The organism is Ruegeria sp. CH6 (assembly GCF_056537005.1).
Map to the genome: position 1 here is coordinate 1 of NZ_JBQFQS010000007.1, position 14,619 is coordinate 14,619.

At 54.4% G+C, this 14,619-nt stretch carries 16 protein-coding genes; 8 read left to right on the forward strand and 8 right to left on the reverse strand.

The window, feature by feature from the left end; translation table 11 throughout:
- Positions 1-229 precede the first annotated feature (229 nt).
- Positions 230-667: a hypothetical protein gene (locus ACR0CW_RS14765; RefSeq protein WP_480788378.1), complete on the forward strand. Its 438-nt coding sequence runs from the start codon at positions 230-232 to the stop codon at positions 665-667.
- The gene (gene tnpB / locus ACR0CW_RS14770; RefSeq protein ID WP_480788379.1) at positions 664-1,014 is read left to right on the forward strand and encodes an IS66 family insertion sequence element accessory protein TnpB; all 351 of its coding nucleotides are present in this window, start codon (positions 664-666) and stop codon (positions 1,012-1,014) included. The genes ACR0CW_RS14765 and tnpB overlap by 4 nt, the downstream gene beginning before the upstream one ends.
- Positions 1,015-1,091: 77 nt before the next feature.
- Here the strand turns inward: tnpB and ACR0CW_RS14775 are convergent, their stop codons facing one another.
- Positions 1,092-2,003, reverse strand: coding sequence for a hypothetical protein (locus ACR0CW_RS14775; RefSeq protein WP_480788380.1), 912 nt, complete (start codon positions 2,001-2,003; stop codon positions 1,092-1,094).
- Between the two features lie 578 nt (positions 2,004-2,581).
- Here ACR0CW_RS14775 and ACR0CW_RS14780 point away from each other — a divergent pair.
- Both ACR0CW_RS14780 and ACR0CW_RS14785 read left to right on the forward strand, forming a co-directional pair.
- The gene (locus ACR0CW_RS14780) at positions 2,582-3,199 is read left to right on the forward strand and encodes a DUF4238 domain-containing protein (RefSeq protein WP_480788508.1); all 618 of its coding nucleotides are present in this window, start codon (positions 2,582-2,584) and stop codon (positions 3,197-3,199) included.
- 506 nt (positions 3,200-3,705) lie between these two features.
- Positions 3,706-4,821, forward strand: a complete 1,116-nt coding sequence (locus tag ACR0CW_RS14785) for an RNA ligase (RefSeq protein ID WP_480788381.1) — start codon at positions 3,706-3,708, stop codon at positions 4,819-4,821.
- A gap of 248 nt (positions 4,822-5,069) precedes the next feature.
- Here the strand turns inward: ACR0CW_RS14785 and ACR0CW_RS14790 are convergent, their stop codons facing one another.
- Positions 5,070-6,005 carry a DMT family transporter gene (locus ACR0CW_RS14790; protein ID WP_480788382.1) on the reverse strand — a complete coding sequence of 312 codons (936 nt, stop codon included), beginning with the start codon at positions 6,003-6,005 and terminating at the stop codon, positions 5,070-5,072.
- A gap of 150 nt (positions 6,006-6,155) precedes the next feature.
- Positions 6,156-6,569, reverse strand: coding sequence for a group III truncated hemoglobin (locus ACR0CW_RS14795; protein WP_480788383.1), 414 nt, complete (start codon positions 6,567-6,569; stop codon positions 6,156-6,158).
- 162 nt (positions 6,570-6,731) lie between these two features.
- Here ACR0CW_RS14795 and ACR0CW_RS14800 point away from each other — a divergent pair, with 162 nt between their 5' ends.
- On the forward strand, positions 6,732-7,199 hold the full coding sequence (locus ACR0CW_RS14800; protein ID WP_480788384.1) for a DUF1203 domain-containing protein: 468 nt from the start codon (positions 6,732-6,734) through the stop codon (positions 7,197-7,199).
- 3 nt (positions 7,200-7,202) lie between these two features.
- Here ACR0CW_RS14800 and ACR0CW_RS14805 read toward each other — a convergent pair whose 3' ends face one another.
- Positions 7,203-8,195 carry an ABC transporter ATP-binding protein gene (locus ACR0CW_RS14805; RefSeq protein ID WP_480788385.1) on the reverse strand — a complete coding sequence of 331 codons (993 nt, stop codon included), beginning with the start codon at positions 8,193-8,195 and terminating at the stop codon, positions 7,203-7,205.
- A gap of 89 nt (positions 8,196-8,284) precedes the next feature.
- Between ACR0CW_RS14805 and ACR0CW_RS14810 the strand changes: the two genes are divergently transcribed.
- Positions 8,285-8,461 carry a zinc-finger domain-containing protein gene (locus ACR0CW_RS14810; RefSeq protein WP_480788386.1) on the forward strand — a complete coding sequence of 59 codons (177 nt, stop codon included), beginning with the start codon at positions 8,285-8,287 and terminating at the stop codon, positions 8,459-8,461.
- A 7-nt stretch (positions 8,462-8,468) separates the two neighbouring features.
- Here the strand turns inward: ACR0CW_RS14810 and ACR0CW_RS14815 are convergent, their stop codons facing one another.
- On the reverse strand, positions 8,469-8,960 hold the full coding sequence (locus ACR0CW_RS14815; protein WP_480788387.1) for a hypothetical protein: 492 nt from the start codon (positions 8,958-8,960) through the stop codon (positions 8,469-8,471).
- 27 nt (positions 8,961-8,987) lie between these two features.
- Between ACR0CW_RS14815 and polA the strand changes: the two genes are divergently transcribed.
- A complete protein-coding gene (gene polA, locus ACR0CW_RS14820) occupies positions 8,988-11,792 on the forward strand; it encodes a DNA polymerase I (protein WP_480788388.1) in 2,805 nt (934 codons plus the stop codon).
- Between the two features lie 50 nt (positions 11,793-11,842).
- On the opposite strand, the gene ACR0CW_RS14825 is transcribed toward polA, so the two are convergent.
- On the reverse strand, positions 11,843-12,073 hold the full coding sequence (locus ACR0CW_RS14825) for a DUF2798 domain-containing protein (protein WP_480788389.1): 231 nt from the start codon (positions 12,071-12,073) through the stop codon (positions 11,843-11,845).
- Between the two features lie 73 nt (positions 12,074-12,146).
- Entirely contained in the window at positions 12,147-12,902 is a 756-nt protein-coding gene (locus ACR0CW_RS14830; protein WP_480788390.1) for a hydroxypyruvate isomerase family protein, read from the reverse strand.
- Positions 12,903-13,081: 179 nt separating this feature from the next.
- Here ACR0CW_RS14830 and ACR0CW_RS14835 point away from each other — a divergent pair, with 179 nt between their 5' ends.
- Positions 13,082-14,020 (forward strand): DMT family transporter, encoded by a 939-nt coding sequence (locus ACR0CW_RS14835; RefSeq protein ID WP_480788391.1) that lies wholly within the window; start codon positions 13,082-13,084, stop codon positions 14,018-14,020.
- On the opposite strand, the gene ACR0CW_RS14840 is transcribed toward ACR0CW_RS14835, so the two are convergent.
- Positions 14,017-14,598: a DUF1285 domain-containing protein gene (locus tag ACR0CW_RS14840; RefSeq protein WP_480788509.1), complete on the reverse strand. Its 582-nt coding sequence runs from the start codon at positions 14,596-14,598 to the stop codon at positions 14,017-14,019. The two genes, ACR0CW_RS14835 and ACR0CW_RS14840, sit on opposite strands and share 4 nt — an antisense overlap.
- Positions 14,599-14,619: the final 21 nt, after the last annotated feature.

Below are 14,619 nucleotides of genomic sequence, written 5' to 3' on the forward strand. Positions count from 1 at the left end.
CAGAAAATCTCCGTACAGCCCGTTCAGACTACAATTGATCCACTGGATCAATTGCTTGACGGCTTCACATCGTCAGGCTCATAACCTGAAGGTCGTAGCTTCAAACCCTACTCCCGAAACCAGGTCGAATAACCTCAAAAAAACGTAAGTGTTGCATCCGACCCCCTAGATAGCACCTGATCAACTAGGACCTAGAAGTCTATGATGCCTCCAAAAGGATACAGGCATCATGAATTCTCAAGCTTTGGGTCAACTCGCAAGTGACCAGAAAATCGAAAAAGTCTTCCATGCCTATGGCTACTCAATTCCAGTCGGGAAGGACGGCCGTCGACTGCGGCCCAGAAAATTCAAAAATGAAGTGGGTCAACGCATGAGAACCGGACGTCTATCAACACGCGATGTCGCAAAGACATGCGGCATCTCAAGTGGTACCGCCTCCGAATGGAAAAAAGACGCCGAGCGGAAAGCGTCAGGACCGCATTCTACTCTGAAGGTAAAATCGCAACCTGTCTTTGCAGAGATTAAGGTCGATGCGGTCGAAGAGCCGGTGCCAGAGGCACAAGGGCACATCATCTTCAAGCGCGGCACCTGTGAGGTCCTGCTTCCTTCAAATTACCCACTCAATCAGCTCGCTGCATTGATCAAGTCGTTTGAGGGCAACACATGATCGCGCCAGCAGGGAACTTCAAATTCTACGTTGCAACTAGGCCGGTCGACTTCAGGAAGGGTATGGACGGTTTGGCATCCATTGTTATGAACGAATTTGACCTCGACCCATTCAGTGGCGCTATCTTCATTTTTCGTTCCAAGCGGTCGGATCGACCCAAACTCATTGTCTGGGATGGAACTGGTCTTGTGATGACCTACAAGCGAATAGAAGGCAGGGGATTTGAATGGCCGCAAATGCGGGATGGCGTTATCAGCATCAACAAATCGCAGTTTGAAGCTCTATTTGAAGGGCTTGATCGGAAACGCGTTACACCGCGATACAGCCAACGCCCCGTGGCCGCATGATATTCTTTTATTGCTGGCAATGGTCCAACTACCGCTGTCCACGACCTCTGCAATTTCCCCTACGATCCCATAGGCACCTAGTTTAACTTTTTCACGGTTCTTGAGGCATGGCTATATAGCCGATACTTCCCGTCATAATTTAGAAGGCGCAACAGGTACTCTCTGACAATGTCATGGCAAAAGTCGTAGTCTTTTCGTAGGGACGTGTATGGTTTGCGTGACAGGCCAAAATGTATGATTTCATTCCTAAGTCGGGTAACCCTTTTCAGACTTGGGCGCATGCCAACTTCCCCAAACATGGACTTCAGCAATGCCTCGAAGCCTAGGGGCCGTTGCTTATGGAGCGGCTTTGTTGGATCGTTAACATTTCTGAACGCCCCCTTAGAAAACGGGATTCCGCTCGCCTTCGCATAAGTCCCTTTTAGGTTCTCCATCACGATAAATATCTGCGCCAGCTTTACTTCCAGCGGCTGAACTGGCAGCTCCGCAATTATTAACATCTCAATTACTTCACTGAGTTTCCGGCTCCTTTTGTACTTTCGGAAAGAGGGCCAGGTTTTCTCAAGAAATGCTCGCGCTTCGTCTCCGCACTTTATGTTTATTAGTGGTCGAAAGTACATTGCCTGATCGGTAAGATGCAGCAGACGGCGACCGTAACCGTCGAAGTTATATTCCAATGGGGTAACTTGGGAAAACGACGCGAGTGACAGCAACCTGCATATGTCGTTTGTAGCAGTTTCGCCCTCAGTGTATTTCTTTGTTCCCAAAATCTCCAGATCAGTCGTGTAAATCAGCCCCTGTGGTTTGACCTTGTTCGCAACTACTTCTCGACCTTGTGTTAAACGCACCTTGTAGCGCCCAAGCTTCAATTCAAGCACATTCAACGACCAACTTTCGTCGGGATAGTCGGTTCTTACATCGCCGTGAACAAAATAGTTCGGAACTTGTGCTGAAAAAATCCGTTCTTGGTGCACCAGCGGCTCCAACATCTTGTTTGCTTTAGCATTGTATCCGCGGTTTTTGGGCTCCGCTATGCAACGCCCCTTATCTACGTATATCCGCAGTCTACGTTGAGCGCAGCATTCAATATTTTGGAGGCACTGCCGCCGATTTTGTTCTGGAGCAGCGACAGCGACGCGCGGAAAGCCGACTTTGTGAAATCATGAAAAAAGGGTCAGCTAGTTCAATGTTGAAGCGTCACTTAGGATCCCAAGCCGACTTGCAGCAGTTACCTTTATATCTTTCTATTAGGATCGCGCGGCGTGGGAACAGGAAGAGCCCTACCAATCGTTCGTCTACTCTGCCAGTCTAGTCCAAAAGAAGACTTTTGAGAGCTGCGCATGAACCGATCAAAGTCCCATCACTACATTCCGCAGAACCAACTAGAGCGCTTCAAGAGCGATGGCGGACAGCTTTTTCTCGGAATCAAGGAGAGCGGGAAAATCATCCCCACAACCCCCTACAGTACGATGCAAGAATCTGAACTGTACTCTAGCCTGCTTCAAGACCCACGTGAGGGGTAGAGTAATGTTTATGACAGTCGCTTAGCATCCGGTTTTTTGCAAAACTGGATGGGCAATGGAAGTCAATTTGTGACGAAATCATCGAGATTATCGACAATGTACAACTGCCAGAGATGGATGAGAGCACACGCAACGCATTTTCCCAATTTGTTTACAATTCCCACATTCGTGTGCCGGAAGTTCATCGTAATTCTTCGTTGCACCAAAACCCAGAATTAGTTCTGAATGATATACTGAATAGTGAAGTAGCTAAGTCTACAAGATACGATGAAATCAAAGAAAAATTCGATGATCTAGCGTTTCGTAAAAAAATGATAAAGAATGCTACCACGCTCGCCTTAACACAACAAAATCCTAACATCTTCGAGGCCCTAAGCGGATGCTCTTTCTCTTGGCTGGTACCGAATAATTCAGAAAACCAGTTTGTGATCGGAAGTAGGCCAGTTGTTTGGAAACCTAACGACATGACCACCTATTTTGAACTCGGGACCTTGTTTCCGATCACGCGGAAGTTGTGTCTTGAAATCGCCTTCGAGGAAAAAGACAGCCTGGTTAACATCTCTGGTGAGCTTGTCGACGAGATCAATAGACTGTCTGTCGCACAAAGCCGGTTTTGTGTCGGCCCAGACCGCTCCGGTATTAAGCGATTGTTTGCGGACTGAAAGCGAACGTTGATGTAACCGAATTGAGGTCGATTCCAAGCCTAAGTTAATTGCAAGTTCCGCTATCTGTGAATTGCTGCCATCCGTGTTGCTCGATGCTGCGAAGCCAGCGAACGGCGGCTCAGTGGCCCTTCCAGCCAGGGGGCTTTTGGAGAGCGCTCGGTTTGCGGAAATTAAAATGGGCTAAATCTAAGCGACTGAGGAGCGCTGACGACAGTTCGTGGCAGGTCCAAAAGCTCACCGCAGTTTCGGCAACCGCCGAAGATCTACAAAATTTCTTGACCAGATCAACACCTAGCCGATAGAGATCGGGCAGGAGAAGTTGAGATGACCTTTGTAAGCTCATACATACCACAAGAACTGTGCGCGGATAATCGCGACGCAGTGCTTTGTGGCGGCTTCTCTTCGACAGGTGGACTAAGACCCGAGTGATCTAACTCTACCCATATTGTTCGAACCAAGCCGTCTCTTCCCGAGGCGGCTTTTTCTTTTTCTGGAGCATAGACATGGATCATATCATCGAAACGCTGGAGGACGTCCTCCCGCACATTGCCCCCGACACCGGGATCTTTCATTTCGACCATGATGGATACTCGGTGATCAACTACCTCTACACGCTGGACAACACATTCGACTGCGCGCTGGCACGGGAATGCCGGGGGTTGAAATTTGACCCCAACGGCAAGCTGATCGCACGACCGTTCCACAAGTTCTTCAACATGGGCGAAAAGCGCCCTGTTCAGGAGGAGCCGTGGGATACGGCCCATGCTGTGCTAGATAAGCTGGACGGCTCAATGATCCACCCGGCGATTGTCGGGGGTGAGATGGTGTTTATGACCCGGATGGGCATTTCTGCCCAGTCCCGGGCAGCTTGGGCTGTAGCGGGACCTGAGGTCAAAGCACTTTGCACCGACTTGATCGCGGCAGGGTTCACGCCGGTCTTCGAGTTCACCTCGCCCGAAAACCGGGTTGTTCTGGCCTATGACGTTCCGCAGCTGACCCTGCTGGCAATCCGGCATATGCGGACCGGGACCTACATGCCTCATGCGGAGCTGGAGTCTGTCGCCTCCCGGCACGATATTCCGATCGTCGCACAGTTCGACAACGTCGAGGACGTTCATCGGTTCTGGTCGGATGCTCGGGCATTGGAGGGTGTCGAAGGCTACGTTGTCGCGTTTGAGGACGGCCACAGGCTGAAGATCAAAGCAGATGCATATGTCCTGCGGCACAAGGCGCTGGCTGGACTGGCACACGAAAAGAACCTGCTGGCCTGGGTTGCTAAAGGCGCGTTAGACGATGTCTTGCCGTTGCTGGCACCCGAGGCTGCTGCACAAGTCCAATCCTACCATGACGATGTCATGAGGGCGGTCGATGTGCAGGCTGGCGAGATTGACGCTTTCGTGTGTGAGCACCGGGAATTGGCTCGGAAAGAGTTCGCTCTGAAGGCTAAGGCAAAGCTTGACCCGCGGTTGCAATCTGTCGCCTTCCGGGCGTTGGACGGTACGCCGCCGAGTAAGAGCCTGCTGGACATTCTGGAACGGGCCGCAGGCTCGGAGAACAAAGTTGAGGCAATCCGGCCGCTCTTCGGTATGCAATGGCAGCCGATCAGCACACCAGAGTGAAAATGGCGCAGACAGAGATATCTGCCTGCGCCGACCCTTTAGGTTGCAAGAATCTTTATTGGTATCGCGTGCGCCAAATAAACCCACACCACGCGATTGGAGATCGACATACTTTGGCCGAATTCAAGACGATGATTTTCGCGGGGGGCGATTGAAGACTTAACCCCGAACAACAAGATGAAACGAGACATATGGCCATTTGCCAAATGCGACGGGGCATTTGGCAAAACTTCCCGGTAGCAACGGTATTATTTACCCGGCCGAGACGCGCCTGTATCGGCCCGCGGTGACCGAATGCGCAGCACTGGTTTATTGGGTGACACGTTTGTACGGCTTTCCCGCCACACAACAAATACACCCGAGGCAATGATGATACTCGCCCCGACGGCAACCCAGGCATCTGGCCGTTCACCAAAGAAGACCGCTCCAAAGATCGTTGCCCAGATTATCTGAGTATACTGACTCGGCGCCACAGCACCGGCAGGGGCGGCCCTATACGCCAGAATGATCAGGTGTTGCGCGATCACCGAGAAAACTCCGACCAACGCCATCATGCCCAGATGTGTCAGAGAGGGAGGTTGATAAACGGCAGGCTGGGCCAGGCTCATGATGATGATGGCCAGGAGCAGAGGATACAGGATCAGAACGGCTGAGCGCTCTTCGTTTCCGATCTTTCTTACCAGAACCGATGCAAAAGCGCTGCAGAACGCGGCTGTCAGTGCTGCGACATGCCCCAGAGTGATTTCGGTAGCCCCCGGGCGAAGGACAATTAAAACACCGATCAATCCGACACCTACCGCAGCCCAGCGCTGCGTACGGACAACTTCCCCAAGGATTGGAATGGATAATACCGTCACGATGAGTGGGAACGAAAACAAGAGTGAATAGACCTCGGCCAGAGGCAGGACTGAGAACGAATAGAATGCGCAGGACATGGAGGCGACCATTAAGGCCGACCTCAGAAGGACCAGCCAGGGGTGACGCGGCCTGAAGTTATCACTTGTTCGGTCTGCCAGTATGGTCACGGCCATTGGAACAAATGAAAACAGTGTTGCGAAGAAAATGATCTGCAACACCGAATAGGTTGCTCCAAGATACTTGATCAGCGCGTCGTGTGTCGCGAAAACCGCAAATCCCAGAAAGGCATAACCAAGGCCCTGAAGGGTGGCATTTGGACTGTTCATCTGATCGGCCTCGGGCAATCTGTGGCGGCGTGCTAGGTGGCAGACACGGCGGGAACCAATGTCGCCATATGCTGCTTAAACCCTATCAACAGAGTCTGACAGCCCAAACTTTATCGCTAACATGCGCAATCTATGATAACTTAGCCCCGTTCAGCGCAGAATTGGAGGAGCTCCGGCAGGTTGCCGCGCGGCAGTGACACCGGCTTTCATGCCGACACCAATGCGGCGGGCAAGAGCGATCCACGGAATCGCGGTTTCAGGTGGCAGCGTTTGTGTGGCCACAGTTTCAAACAGATCAAGCCAGCGTTCAAAGAGTTCAGGAGAGACGTCGGAACGTTCGATATGAACGCGCTGGGGGTTTCCGTCGTAACAACGTTCGAACAGGATCGCATTGCGCCAAAACGCGGCGATCTTTTCTTCGTGTTCTGGCCAGTTCCGGACATGATTGCCAAAAACGGGCCCAAGTGACTCGTCTTGCCGGACACGTGTATAAAACGCCTCTACCTGAGACGCGATTTGCTCAGGTGTCGCTGGAAAGCGGGGAGGTCTGACAGGATTGGTCATTTTCGAGGTTTTGCCCTGAGATGTGGATATAACGCTTCGATAGCTATTCCGGGCACGATCTCACAGAGGCAGCATTGTCGCGGGTCTTCCCTCTATGCGCAGGAAACGGGTCGCTTGGAACCCGCTTCATAGGCACCTTCGCAGTAACGAAGGAGATCTGTGATGTACAAGATAACTGCCCTGCCGACCGATGATGTCCGCGCCTATCAGAAAGGTGCACCTGATGCATATGGAACTGCCCCAGAGCGGGCGATATCGAATGGAAATGGCAACCCTTGTCGCCATTGCCTCCAGCATATTCCTGAGGGTGAAGAGATGTTGATTCTGGCACATCGGCCTTTTTCAGAGACACATCCTTATGCGGAAACCGGTCCGATCTTTCTTTGCGCCCAACCATGTCAGCGGCATTCAGAAAGCGAAGGCATGCCTGAAGTGCTGACCTCCTCCCCCGACTATCTGATCAAGGGGTACGGGCATGATGACCGGATCGTCTATGGGACCGGGGTCATTGCACCGACAAACCAGATGGGATCAGCTATCTCCGAGATATTCACCCGTTCGGATGTGGCCTACATCCATGTGCGTTCGGCGCGGAACAATTGTTATCAGGCGCGGATCGACCGGGCGTGACGATCACAGTTTGACGCGGTGCATTCCCCGGCGTGGCTTCGATTGATCGTCGGCCGGGGGATCATCCGATCGGTTGGATGTGAGTGCGAGAAACACATCCTCGAGATCAGCTTCTTCGGTTCGCACGTCCCGAATGCGGATGTCAGCCTGCCGTACGGACTCCAACACTTGCTCGGCGCTTGTCGCGTTACTTTGGTAATGCAACGCAAGACTGCCATCTTCGCGCAGAGTGGCCTTTACGCCTTCAGAATCTGGGAGTTCAGCAATTGGGGCGTCGGGGACGATCACGATAGTCCGGCGGTCCATCTGTCCCAGCAGATTTGCGGTACTGTCCTGCGCGACTTTTTCACCGTGATTGATGATGGCGATCTCGTCACACATTTCCTGTGCTTCTTCCAGGTAGTGAGTGGTGAGAATGATCGTCATGCCTTGTTCGTTCAGCTTACGCACATTGGTCCAAAGCATTTGACGCAGCTCGATATCCACACCAGCAGTTGGTTCATCCAGAACCAGCACTTTGGGGTGATGAACCAGTGCCTTTGCCAGCAGCAACCGCCGGCGCATCCCACCCGAAAGGGTTCGGGCATAGGCCTCGGCCTTGTCGCTCAATCCCACCAGCTCGAGGATCTCGTCGCTGCGCCGCTCAGACTTGGGCACCCCGTATAGGCCGGCCTGAACTTCCAATGCTCCACGCGGCGTAAAGAACGGATCAAGATTCAGTTCCTGTGGCATCACACCAATGGCAGCCCGTGATTGGCGGGGGTTCTGATCCTGATCAAGACCCCAGATCGAGACCTGACCCGACGTCTTAACAACCAGCCCGGCCAAAATGTTGATGAGTGTGGATTTCCCGGCGCCGTTTGGTCCCAGCAAACCAAAGACAGACCCTCGGGGAACGGTCAGGTCGATGCCTTTGAGCGCGTGTTTTTCCGGCTGGCCTTTGCCGCCGCGATAGGTTTTGCGCAACCCTTTGATACTGATCGCCGCGTCGGTCATCTGTGGCCCTTGCCCCCGGTTTGCTCATCGCTCATAAACGCACCTAATGCATGCCCGCGAGGCCGACAACCAGTGAAGGATCGCCAGCGATGACTATCGAAGCGCCGGAAACCAAGATCGTCGATAAAAGCCGGATCGCCTGTGACGGTGGCGAAGGGGCTTTGGGCCATCCGCGCATCTGGTTGCAAATTCCCGAAGACACAGGCTGGGTCGAATGTCCCTATTGCGACTGCAAATATGTGCTGAAGGGCAGGGAACAGGCTTGATTGCTTGTCAGACCCCAGGTTTGGCAAAACTCTGACACAGCGCGTCAGTGTCTATATCGCCATATTTGTTGACCAGAAACTGATCAACATTGGTGCCGGACCAAACGTGAAATGATTCACCATTGCTAAGCATGCCCAGACCGCTGGCGGTACCGGTTTCCGGATGCTGGTAGGTGAAAAAGGCGCGCCCGGTCAGCCCATTGTCGCATTCAAGCGTGGCTTCTCCAAAACCGAAACTTCCGTTTGCCGTCCACTCGCCATGGCACCCGAAATCAGCACTGGTGCGCCCGGCGTGGGTGCCGCTTCCCCAGCCAATGGCGCGACCTGTGAAGTAGATACCGCTATCCCCCAGACATGCCAGAATTGGCGCGCAGTTGGAGGTGCTGTTAACTGTGGCAACGCAGTCGGAAGGCAGTTTCGGGCCTGCCAATACCGATGTGGCCACGAGAGTGATTGCGGTTGAGGACGCGATGGCCGATAAAACGTGCAGACTGTACATGACCATGATCTTATGAGGCGCACCAGCATGAGCAAGAGCGAATTCGGAAAAGGCTGTCACCTGCATTTGATCGACGGATCGGCCTTTATCTTTCGGGCTTATCACGCTCTGCCACCGCTGACGCGGAAGTCGGACGGGCTGCCGATCGGTGCTGTTTCGGGCTTCTGCAATATGCTGCAGAAATATGTCGAAGGGAACGCCGGCCCGGATGCACCGACCCATGTGGCGGTGATCTTTGACAAGGGTTCGCATACCTTCCGCAACGACCTTTACGACCTCTACAAAGCCAATCGCGAGGCGATGCCCGAGGATCTGCGCCCGCAGATGCCGCTGACCCGCGAGGCGACCAAAGCGTTCAATATCGCCTGCAAAGAACTGGAGGGATATGAGGCGGACGACATCATCGCGACCCTCGCCGTTCAGGCGCGTGAGGCGGGTGGGCGTGTCACCATCGTCAGTTCGGACAAGGACCTGATGCAGCTCGTCGGTGACGGGGTCGAGATGCTGGACGCGATGAAGAACAAGCGCATCGACCGGGATGGGGTGTTCGAGAAGTTTGGTGTCGGGCCGGAACGGGTTGTGGACGTTCAGGCGCTGGCCGGGGACAGCGTGGATAACGTGCCCGGTGCGCCGGGGATCGGGGTCAAGACCGCGGCCTTGTTGATCAACGAATATGGTGATCTGGAAACGCTGTTGGACAATGCTGAAAAGATCAAACAACCCAAGCGTCGTCAGACTCTGATTGAAAAGCGCGATCAGATCGAGCTGTCCAAGAAACTAGTGCAGCTGGACGAGAACACGCCGCTGGATTTCACGCTGGACGATCTTGAGGTGAAAGACCCCGAGCCGGATACGCTGCTGGGTTTTCTGGCGGAAATGGAATTCCGCACGCTGACCAAGCGCATCGCCGACAAGCTGGGGGCCGAGGCGCCGGTGATTGCTGATGCACCTGCGCCTGTCGCCGAAGTGGTCGAGGCCGAAGCCATCCCCTTCGACGCATCCAAATATGAATGCGTGCGGGATGCGGCTGCGCTGCAGAAGTGGATCGATCAGGCCTATGAGCGCGGCTGGGTGGCGGTTGATACAGAAACCACCGGATTGAACGAAATGATTGCCGATCTGGTGGGCATTTCGCTGTCCGTTGAGCCGGGTGAAGCCTGCTATATCCCTCTGACCCATCGCGACGGCGCAAGCGACGACCTGTTCGGATCGGATGCACTGGCCGAAGGGCAGATGCCGTTGGATGAGGCGCTAACGCTGCTGAAACCGATGTTCGAGGATCCATCGATCCTGAAGATCGGGCAGAACATGAAGTATGACGCCAAGATCTTTAAGCGTTATGGGGTATCCGTCGCGCCGATCGACGACACGATGCTGATGTCTTACGCGATGCATGGTGGTGAGCATGGCCACGGTATGGACACGCTGTCCGAGCGGCATCTGAGCCATACGCCGATCCCGATCAAACCGCTGCTGGGAACAGGCAAATCCGCGATCACCTTTGACAAGGTGCCGATTGACGAGGCGACTGCCTATGCGGCCGAAGATGCCGACATCACCCTGCGCCTGTGGAAGCTGTTCAAACCTCAATTGCATCAAGTACAGGTGACAACGGTTTACGAGACGCTCGAACGCCCACTGGTGCCGGTTCTGGCCCAGATGGAAATGTATGGCATCAAGGTTGACCGCGATGTCCTGAGCCGTATGTCGAATGCCTTTGCGCAGAAAATGGCCGGGTTAGAGGCTGAAATCCACGAATTGGCAGGTGAGAACTTCAACGTCGGCTCGCCCGCGCAGTTGGGTGAAATCCTGTTCGACAAGATGGGGCTGGAAGGCGGCAAAAAGGGCAAGACTGGGAAGTATTCAACCGGCGCGGACGTTCTCGAGGATCTGGCGACCGAACATGAATTGCCGCGTCGGGTGCTGGATTGGCGTCAGCTGTCCAAGCTGAAATCGACCTACACGGACGCGCTGCAAACCCATATCAACCCGGATACGGGGCGGGTGCATACGTCTTATTCGATTACCGGGGCCAACACGGGGCGTCTTGCCTCGACCGACCCCAACCTGCAGAACATTCCTGTTCGCACCGAAGAAGGGCGGCGCATTCGTGAGGCGTTTATTGCCGAGCCGGGGAATGTGCTGGTCAGCCTTGACTACAGCCAGATCGAACTTCGTATTCTGGCCCATATTGCGGATATTCCGGCCTTGAAACAGGCGTTTGCCGATGGGTTGGACATTCATGCGATGACGGCGTCCGAGATGTTCGATGTGCCACTGGATGAGATGACACCGGATATTCGTCGTCAGGCCAAAGCGATCAACTTTGGTGTGATCTATGGCATTTCGGGTTTTGGTCTGGCGCGTAACCTGCGCATTCCGCGGGCCGAGGCGCAGGGGTTCATTGATCGCTATTTCGAACGCTTCCCGGGCATTCGGAAATACATGGACGACACGGTCGCGTTCGCCAAGGAGCATGGCTATGTGCAGACCCTGTTCGGTCGCAAAATCCATACGCCTGAAATCAACGCCAAGGGACCGCATGCGGGGTTCTCGCGCCGGGCTGCGATCAACGCGCCGATACAGGGCACGGCGGCGGACGTGATCCGGCGCGCGATGGTTCGGATGCCGGATGCCATCAACGGGTTGCCTGCAAAGATGCTGTTACAGGTGCACGACGAATTGCTGTTCGAAGTTGCCGAGGATTCAGTGGCTCAGGTGATCGACGTTGCGCGCGATGTGATGGAAGGTGCCTCTGACCCAGCAGTGAAGCTGGATGTGAAGCTAAGCGTGGACGCCGGACAAGGCGCAAACTGGGCCGAGGCGCACTGATACCTCGGCAGCGCCGTTCATCAAGCCCGATGGGCTCTCTTTGCGCATGGTCAGGCCTCAGGCCTGACCATGCGCCCTACAAGCCGTTTTACGGTGGGGCCAAGCAACAGGATGACTGTGAACGCAATGGGCCAGCAAAATGCCCAGGATGCCATCCAATCGCCGAGTGTTGAGGGGCCGAAACCGATCGCTTTCAGCGTTGCAATGCCGGTGACGATACAGGACATCAGGCCGGACATGATCAATCCAAATACGGCGTGGGCAAATCGGGCGGGTATCATTTGATTGGTCCTTGGTCAGACGACGCCCTATTTGCAGTGATCAGATGGCGGAAATCCAGTGCGTCTGTGCACATTACCCGCGCAACCAGTGCAGAGTGTCTTCGGTTCGTTTGGCCGAAGGAATGTACTCTGCACTGACCCATCCCTCGTAGCCGCTCTGGTCCATTGCATCAAACAGCGCCGGGAATCCCGGGCTGTACAGTATCGGTTCCGACCGGTTCGGGGCTGCGCCGATCTGTGCGTGAACGATGCGATGTTGAAACCGCTCCCAGATCGACAAAGCGTTGCCGTGGATCATATGCGCGTGAAAACTGTCGTATTGCAGGCCAACATTGGGACGATTGACCTGATCCAACACCTGTTCTGCCAGGTCGTAGTCGCACAGAAAGTAGTCCGGCTGCGAAATGCGATTAAGAGGTTCGATGGTGAATTGCTGATGCGGTGCGAAATCTGCGGCCCATTGGAGGTTTTTTACAAAGCAATCAAATGCCTCAGAACCCTCGGCGTATCCTGACATCACGTGGATCAACCCCGGGTGTAGCACATCGGCGTAGCGCAGAACGCGGCGTATGTCCGATTGAAACCGGGCCTCTCCGCCGGGGACAGCCGCATATCCGGGTTCGCCTCCGGCGTAGTTCGGCGGTGGTGCATTGATCAGCACCAACTCCAATCCATTCGCCAGGAGAGCGCGGCGCGTTTCCTTGGCTGCCAGATCGTACGGGAACAGAATCTCAACAGCCTTGAACCCGGCACTTGCGGCGGCCTGAAACCGGTCAAGGTAAGGAAGCTCTTTGAAGAGCAACGAGATATTGGCAGCAAATTTGGGCATGTATCGTCTCGGGTATCGATGGGCGGACCTTAGCGGCCAGGTGTTTTTCGGGAAAGAGCCTGAAAACGACAGAGTGTCGAAAATTAGCCAGATCACCGATTTCAAATCAGGGACATTCGGGCCATCGCGGCGAATCATTTTATCGGCGCCGTGTCAGTGGAAGGTCTGGATAAATGGCTATGAGCCCGGAACCCGTTCGCGGGAACACCCTGATTGCGTCTGGCGATCGGCGTACAGCGCTGTCGGGCAATTCATTGGCTGTTGGGTCAATGCTGACTTGGGCTGCCGGTTTTCCTGCGGCCGAGATATTGTTGCAAAGCTGGCCGCCCATTGCTTTGATTGTCGCCCGTCTGGCGCTGGCCGTGGCGGTCATGGTGCCGATCTGGCTGCTGGTTGACGGGCCATCCCGCGTCCGGCGTGCCCGTTGGGTGCGCGCGATGTGGGTTGGTGGCTTGGGTTTCGGCCTGGCCATGTTTCTTTTGCTTCTTGCTCAGAAGCTGACTGACCCGGTTACGGTGGCGATTATTGCCTCTTCCGCGCCTTTGATTGCGACCTTGCTGGAAATACGCACCGGAGCGCGTCGCCTGAGGTGGAATTTTGCCTTTGGTTTGGTGGCTTCGATCATTGGTGGATTGATAGCAACCAGCGCTGCAGTTCCCGAACAATTGGGGCTGGGTGCTGCCTGCGCGATCTTGTCGACTGTTCTGTTTTGCTGGGGCGGCATGGCAACCGCGCGAGACTTTCCCGAGTTGAGTCAGGTCGGGCGCAGTTCGATCACCCTTGTTGGAGGGCTTCTGGTGACCTCTGTTCTACTGATCGGGGCAGGGCAGATGGGTACCGAGATCGTGCCATCTGCCCCGTTTGATATGCAGCAAGCAGGCATGCTGGCGATCTATGCGCTTGTTGCCCTTGGTCTCAGTCAGGTTCTGTTTGTCTCGTCCATCAGCAAGCTTGGCGTGGCGCTGAGTTCATTCCACATCAACATCGCCCCATTTTATGTGATGGTGATTCTGGTGATGCTGGGTGAAGAATGGAACTGGACACGCGCGCTTGGGGCAGGAATTGTTGCGCTGGCCGTGGTGCTGGCTCAGGATCGGAAGGCCACGCAAACGGTCTAAACGGAATCTAGCTCGGCCGATGGGATTAGCGGGAAGAACTGTCCCCCGGACCAGACGCCGAACCAATCATCGTGATGCGCCCCGATGTCCACAAGCCGATAAAAGCTCTTGCGATCAATCCGCGCCTCAAGGTTTGAACGAACCAATATGTATGGAGAAGGCTCATCTGTTTCCGGATCGATGACGATGCGAATAGGATGCTCTGCACCAGCAATGGCGGTGTCGCCAACATGGGTCGTAAAGTTTAGGTTCTGCGCTTCACCGTCGCCGGAACGGTCAAAGTCTACTGCGACGAAAGGAGCATCCTCGACGGTGATTCCCACCTTCTCGACAGGGGTAACCAGATAGTATTTGCCGTCTTCTTTCTTAAGAATTGAAGAAAATAGCTTTACCAACTCGAACCGATTGATCGGTGACCCCATGTAAGTCCAGGTACCATCTTTTTTAATCTGCATGTCGAGATCGCCGCAAAACGGAGGATTCCACAGGTGAACAGGGGGTAAACCCTTGGTTTTGGCCGCATTGACTGAGGCTGCCAGACCATCAGGTGAAGGGGTCACAGGTTTTTGTCCGCTCATTGCTTTTGCCATTTCCTCTCA

Excerpts from the sequence above, each read along its gene's own strand:
- ACR0CW_RS14765 (WP_480788378.1), top strand. The coding sequence starts at position 230 with ATGAATTCTCAAGCTTTGGGTCAACTCGCAAGTGACCAGAAAATCGAA.
- tnpB (WP_480788379.1), top strand. The coding sequence starts at position 664 with ATGATCGCGCCAGCAGGGAACTTCAAATTCTACGTTGCAACTAGGCCG.
- ACR0CW_RS14775 (WP_480788380.1), bottom strand. The coding sequence starts at position 2,003 with ATGTTGGAGCCGCTGGTGCACCAAGAACGGATTTTTTCAGCACAAGTT.
- ACR0CW_RS14785 (WP_480788381.1), top strand. The coding sequence starts at position 3,706 with ATGGATCATATCATCGAAACGCTGGAGGACGTCCTCCCGCACATTGCC.
- ACR0CW_RS14790 (WP_480788382.1), bottom strand. The coding sequence starts at position 6,005 with ATGAACAGTCCAAATGCCACCCTTCAGGGCCTTGGTTATGCCTTTCTG.
- ACR0CW_RS14795 (WP_480788383.1), bottom strand. The coding sequence starts at position 6,569 with ATGACCAATCCTGTCAGACCTCCCCGCTTTCCAGCGACACCTGAGCAA.
- ACR0CW_RS14800 (WP_480788384.1), top strand. The coding sequence starts at position 6,732 with ATGTACAAGATAACTGCCCTGCCGACCGATGATGTCCGCGCCTATCAG.
- ACR0CW_RS14805 (WP_480788385.1), bottom strand. The coding sequence starts at position 8,195 with ATGACCGACGCGGCGATCAGTATCAAAGGGTTGCGCAAAACCTATCGC.
- ACR0CW_RS14810 (WP_480788386.1), top strand. The coding sequence starts at position 8,285 with ATGACTATCGAAGCGCCGGAAACCAAGATCGTCGATAAAAGCCGGATC.
- ACR0CW_RS14815 (WP_480788387.1), bottom strand. The coding sequence starts at position 8,960 with ATGTACAGTCTGCACGTTTTATCGGCCATCGCGTCCTCAACCGCAATC.
- polA (WP_480788388.1), top strand. The coding sequence starts at position 8,988 with ATGAGCAAGAGCGAATTCGGAAAAGGCTGTCACCTGCATTTGATCGAC.
- ACR0CW_RS14825 (WP_480788389.1), bottom strand. The coding sequence starts at position 12,073 with ATGATACCCGCCCGATTTGCCCACGCCGTATTTGGATTGATCATGTCC.
- ACR0CW_RS14830 (WP_480788390.1), bottom strand. The coding sequence starts at position 12,902 with ATGCCCAAATTTGCTGCCAATATCTCGTTGCTCTTCAAAGAGCTTCCT.
- ACR0CW_RS14835 (WP_480788391.1), top strand. The coding sequence starts at position 13,082 with ATGAGCCCGGAACCCGTTCGCGGGAACACCCTGATTGCGTCTGGCGAT.
- ACR0CW_RS14840 (WP_480788509.1), bottom strand. The coding sequence starts at position 14,598 with ATGAGCGGACAAAAACCTGTGACCCCTTCACCTGATGGTCTGGCAGCC.